At 71.7% G+C, this 5,126-nt stretch carries 5 protein-coding genes and 1 pseudogene; all 6 read left to right on the forward strand.

Going from position 1 to position 5,126, the window contains the following annotated elements; translation table 11 throughout:
* A pseudogene (locus H0W40_RS19055) lies at positions 1-310 on the forward strand (type II secretion system protein GspH); the annotation flags it as partial.
* On the forward strand, positions 297-704 hold the full coding sequence (gene gspI / locus H0W40_RS19060) for a type II secretion system minor pseudopilin GspI (RefSeq protein WP_292449382.1): 408 nt from the start codon (positions 297-299) through the stop codon (positions 702-704). The pseudogene H0W40_RS19055 and the gene gspI, both read left to right, overlap by 14 nt.
* A 3-nt stretch (positions 705-707) precedes the next feature.
* Positions 708-1,343 (forward strand): prepilin-type N-terminal cleavage/methylation domain-containing protein, encoded by a 636-nt coding sequence (locus tag H0W40_RS19065; protein WP_292449384.1) that lies wholly within the window; start codon positions 708-710, stop codon positions 1,341-1,343.
* Between the two features lie 10 nt (positions 1,344-1,353).
* Positions 1,354-2,364 carry a type II secretion system minor pseudopilin GspK gene (gene gspK, locus H0W40_RS19070; protein ID WP_292449386.1) on the forward strand — a complete coding sequence of 337 codons (1,011 nt, stop codon included), beginning with the start codon at positions 1,354-1,356 and terminating at the stop codon, positions 2,362-2,364.
* 115 nt (positions 2,365-2,479) lie between these two features.
* Entirely contained in the window at positions 2,480-3,742 is a 1,263-nt protein-coding gene (gene gspL / locus H0W40_RS19075; RefSeq protein WP_292449388.1) for a type II secretion system protein GspL, read from the forward strand.
* Between the two features lie 58 nt (positions 3,743-3,800).
* Positions 3,801-4,325 (forward strand): type II secretion system protein GspM, encoded by a 525-nt coding sequence (gene gspM, locus H0W40_RS19080; RefSeq protein WP_292449389.1) that lies wholly within the window; start codon positions 3,801-3,803, stop codon positions 4,323-4,325.
* Positions 4,326-5,126 lie beyond the last annotated feature (801 nt).

Consider the following 5,126-nt stretch of genomic DNA (forward strand, 5'->3'; position numbering starts at 1 on the left):
GGCCCGCGCCGAGGCGCGGGCCGCCGGCGTGGTGGTGCGCTGGGTGCCGGGTGGCGAAGAGGGCGGCTTTCGCTTCGTCGGCCTGCCGGCTTCGCTGGCAATGCCCACGCAGTGGCTCGGGGACGAGGTCAACGCCGAAGTGCTGACCGAGTTCGGCCCGGCCACCGGCGCCCTCCTCGGCCCCGAACCCGTGATCGGTGCGCAGCGCATCGTCATGCGCATCGATTCGCAGATGCTGATGCTGGCCACCGACGGACTCGGGCCCTTCGTGGTGACGCCCGCCGAGGCCGAGAGCCGTGCCGCGCGCTGATTCGTCTTCCCGCCGGGCCCGCGCCCTGCTCAGCCGCCAGCGCCAACGCGGGCTGACGCTGATAGAAGTGCTGGTCGCGCTGGCCGTCGTCGCCGTGACGCTGGGCGCCGGCATCAGGGCGGCCGGCGCGCTCACCGACAACGCCCAGCGCCTGGCCGACGTGACCGCGGCACAGTGGTGCGCCGACAACCAGCTCACGACCCTTGCGCTGGCCAAGCAGTTCCCCGGCGTGGGCGACAGCGATTTCGGCTGCGAGCAGATCGGCACCGTCTACAACGGCCGGCTGGTGGTGCGGCCGACGCCCAACCCGAACTTCCGCCGCGTCGACGCGGTGATCGAAACATTCGAGGGTCGCCCGGTGCTGACCCTTTCGACCATTCTGTCGAGGTACTGAGGCATGCGCTGCGCTCCACGCTCGCGCGGCTTCACGCTGATCGAGTTGCTTGTCGCCCTGCTGATCATGGGTGTGATAGCGGCCATGGCGTGGCAAGGCGTGGACGGCATCGTGCGTTCGCGCGACATCAGTCAGGAGCGGCTCGAACAGACGCTGCGCCTTCAGTCGGTGATCGCGCAATGGGAGGCCGATCTGAGTCAGCTCCAGGACAGCGAGGTCGTGCCGGCCCTGCAGTTCGACGGTGCCAACCTGCGGCTGACGCGGCGCCACCCCGCCGGGCTGCAATTGGTGGTGTGGTCGCTGCGCGGCGATGCCTGGACGCGCTGGGCCAGCCCGCCGGCCACGCGCAACGCGGCGCTGCAGGAATACTGGCTGCGCGCGCAGCAACTGCTCGGCAACGAGCCGGGGCAGTTGCGCGCGCTCGGCGGCATCAGCGGCTGGCAGCTTTATTTCTGGCGCGGCAACTCCTGGAGCAACGCCCAATCCACCGGCAACGTGGCGCCCCGCGCGGGCGTGCCGGGGCTGCCGCCGCGCCAGGCGCAGCAAATACTCCCTGAAGGGGTGCGCATGATCCTGAGCTTCGCCGAAGGCAGCGGCTACAGCGGGGCGCTGACGCGCGACCTGCGCGTCGGCCCCTAGTACCAGCGCCATGCAGCACCGGACACAGCGCGGCGCGGCACTGCTCACCGCGATGGTCATCGTGACGTTGGTCGCGACCCTGGCCGGCTCGATGGTGTGGCAGCAATGGCGTGCGGTGCAGGTCGAGGCGGCCGAGCGAGCGCGCGTGCAGTCGCAATGGATCCTCGACGGCGCCATCGACTGGGCGCGGTTGATCCTGCGCGAAGACGCCCGTACCGGCGGCGTCGATCACCTCGGCGAGCCCTGGGCGTTGCCGCTGGCCGAGGCCAAGCTTTCCACCTTCCTCGCCGCCGACCGGGAGAACACCGACGACGCGCCCGACGCCTTCCTGTCGGGCGTGATCACCGATGCGCAGTCGCGATTCAACCTGCGCAACCTGGTCGAGCCCGGCGCCAATTCCACCGCCGAGGCGCAGGCCCTGGCCGAATTGTTCGAGCTGGCCGGCGCGAGTGCCGACGCCGCCGCCCGGGTCGTCGCGGGGCTGCGTGACGCCGCCCCGGCGCGCGCACCCGTGACGGACGGCAACGCCGGCACGGGCACGAAGACCGAGACGGGCACGACCGCGCCGCAGACAGCACGAAGCGCCGATCCGCCGCTCATGCCCGAGCGCATCGACCAGCTCGCGTGGCTCGGCCTCGACGCCGAAACCCTGCAGCGCATCACGCCGTATGTCACCTTGCTGCCGGTCCGCACGCCGATCAACGCGAACACGGCGTCCAAGGAAGTGCTGGCGGCGGTGATTCCGGGGATGGACCTGGCCGGCGCCGAGCGGCTGGTGCAGCTCCGCCAGCGCAACCCGCTGCGGCAATTGACGGAGATCACGAATCTGCTGCCGCAAGCGCAACGCAAGAACGTCGACCAGGGCACGGTGGACTTCAAGTCGCGCTACTTCGTGGTGCGTGGCCGCTTGCGCCTGCAGGACCGCGTGGTGGAAGAGCGCGCGCTCGTCGAGCGCCGGCAGCTGGAAATCGTGCTGCTGCGCCGCGAGCGCGTCACGGCGCTCGACAGCGTGGCCCAGTGAACCGGCCCCTGCGCCATCCGGGATACCCGGGGACACATCAAGAACGCCGTCTAAGTGCTTGATTCCACAGGTTTGTAACCGACCGGCACCTAGAATTGCCTGAACCCTTGCCGACATGACCACGCTCGCCGTCTCGATTGCCGCGCGGCCGCGACTTCGCGCCGCCGCCCAGCCGTCCGCCGCCCAGCCCGGCGGCGACTTCGCCTTCGTGCTGAGCGACGACGGCCTGATCGTGCAGCGAGAGGGCCACGCCGCCGCCGCGCTGCTGCCCAAGGCCGATCTGGTGGTGGCCGTGCTGGCTGCGGCCGACGTGAGCTGGCACCGCATCGTCTGCCCCAAGGCGCCCGCCGCACGCATGGGCGCCGCTCTGGCCGGCGTTCTCGAAGAAGCGGTGCTCGACGACGCCCAGCTGCTGCATTTCGCCCTGGCCCCCGGTGCCAAGGGCGGCGAGCGCGTCTGGGTGGCCGCGACCGACCGCGCCTGGTTGGCAGCCGAAATCGGCGCGCTGGAGAAAGCGGGCGTGCGCGTCGATCGCGTCGTGCCGGCTGCCTGGCCAGACGAGCCACCCTGCGGCCACTTCTTCGAAAGCGCCGGCGGCGACGACCGCAACATCGACCTGTCGCTGACCTGGGCCCATGCCGACGGCGTGGCGACCTGGCCAGTGCGCGGCGGCCTGGCCCGCGCCCTGCTGCCGCAGCCGCTGCCGCCCGAGGCCCGCTTCACCGCCACGCCGGCCGTGGCCGCGCCCGCCGAGCGCTGGCTCGGCACCAGTGTCGCCGTGCTGACGCCGGCCGAATACGCGCTGCAGGCGGCACGCTCGCTGTGGAATCTGCGCCAGTTCAGCCTGGCGCCCAAGCACCGCGGCATGAGCGCTTTGCGCGACGTGATGCGCCGCCTGCGCGGCACGGCCTGGCGGCCCGCCCGCTGGGGCCTGGCCAGCCTGATCGCTGTCCAGGTGCTCGGTCTGAACCTGGCTGCCTGGCAGCAACGCAGCGAACTGCAGACCAAGCGCGGGGCCATGGACAGCCTGCTGCGCAGCGCCCATCCGCAAGTGCGCGCCGTACTCGACGCGCCGGTACAGATGCAGCGCGAGACCGACGCTCTGCGCGTCGCCGCAGGCCGCCCCGGCGAGGGCGATCTCGAAGCCGCGCTGCAAGCCGCCGCGAGCGCCTGGCCGCCACAGCAGCCGGTGCAGACCCTCGCCTACGAGGGCGGCCGCCTGACTCTGGCCGCCCCGGGCTGGAGCGAGGCGCAGATCACGGGCATGAGCGAGGCCCTTGCGGCAGGCGGCTGGATCGTCGAGGCGGCCGACGGCCGCATCACGCTCAGCCGCGCCCCGGTGGCGGCCGGTGCAGCAACGAGCGGACCGCGCACATGAAGCAAATGAACGCCAGCCGGTCGCAAAGCGGCGCCGTATCCGGCCCGGGGACGCCGTCATGAGCCCATCGCCAATCCGCCCCACCCTGCCCTCCGGCCTCAGCGCGGGCTTGGCGCGAGGGCGCGCGCAGTGGGCCGGCATGGCGTTGCGGGAACGCCGGCTGATCGTGATCGCCCTGACCCTCGTCGCCGTCGCGGCGGTCTGGCTGCTCGCGGTGCAGCCGGCTTGGCGCACCTTGCGGGAAACGCCGGCACAGATCGACGTACTCGACCTGCAGCTACAGCACATGCAGCGCCTGGCAGCCGAAAGCCGCGTGCTGCGCGAGCTGCCGGCCGTGCCGCCCAGCCAGGCGGAGGCAGCGCTGCGCGGCGCGACCGAACGGCTCGGAGCAAACGCGCGGATTTCCCTGCAGGGCGAGCGCGCCACGCTCACGTTGAGCGGCGTGGCCGGCGAGGCGTTGGCAGCCTGGCTTGGCGAAGTGCGCAGCGCCGCCCGCGCACGCCCCGACGAAGCCAAGCTCTCGCGCGGCCCCACCGGTTACAGCGGCACCGTCGTGCTGAGCCTGCCGCGCGGCGGCAACTGACCGCCTCAACGAGACCCGCCCTTGAAACACCCCGACGCCCGATTCGCTCGCTGTTCCTCCAGAGGGCGCTGAAATGAAACGACTGTCTGTTCTCGGCCCGTTGCGGACGTTCGATGCGCATTGCTGTTGCTTTGCGGATGTTGTGCTTGGGCCAAGCCGCGGGCGGGCGGCGGGCTTCGCTTCGGTGCGGCGGTCGGCCCTGCGGGCCGACTGCGCTGTGCTGCTCGGTCTCGTGACCCCGTCGCGGAACTCTCTTCGCTCACTGCGTTCGCTGCACTCAGACAGCCGCGACGAGTCAGTCAACGAAGCGCGCTGCGCGCGCAGCCACGAGCCCTGTGCTGCTCGCCGCCGCACAAGCGCTGCGCCCGCCGCCCGCCCGCGGCTTGGCTCAGGCAGCGCTCGTTCTCTATGGAGAGGTACGGAGCAATGCAGGCGTCGAGCCTGCATTGCTCCGGCGCTTCGCGGGCTCGATGCCCGCAAAGCGCCTTCTTTCTTAAAAGGAGAACGGTGCCTCTTGCAAAGCCGGGGGCGGGTGTCCGGCGGCGCGCCTGTGCGGCGGCGAGCAGCGCAGGGCTTGCGGGGGCGCGCGCAGCGCGCTTCGTTGTCTGACTCGGCGCGCCTGTCCGAGCGCAGCGAACGCAGTGAGCGAAGCGAGTTGCGCGACGCCCCGCAAGCCCGAGCAGCGCAGCGCAGTCGGCCCGCAGGGTCGACCGCCGCACTGAAGCGCCGACGGGCACCCGCCCACGGCTTTGCTCCAGCCGAACACCCGCATGGCCGTCAGCCGAACGTCCGCAACGGGCC

It is taken from the genome of Methylibium sp. (genome assembly GCF_013817345.1).
Taxonomy (GTDB): Bacteria; Pseudomonadota; Gammaproteobacteria; order Burkholderiales; family Burkholderiaceae_C; genus Methylibium.

Coding starts and splice junctions, on each gene's coding strand:
- H0W40_RS19065 (WP_292449384.1), top strand. CDS start 708: ATGCGCTGCGCTCCACGCTCGCGCGGCTTCACGCTGATCGAGTTGCTT.
- gspK (WP_292449386.1), top strand. CDS start 1,354: ATGCAGCACCGGACACAGCGCGGCGCGGCACTGCTCACCGCGATGGTC.
- gspL (WP_292449388.1), top strand. CDS start 2,480: ATGACCACGCTCGCCGTCTCGATTGCCGCGCGGCCGCGACTTCGCGCC.
- gspM (WP_292449389.1), top strand. CDS start 3,801: ATGAGCCCATCGCCAATCCGCCCCACCCTGCCCTCCGGCCTCAGCGCG.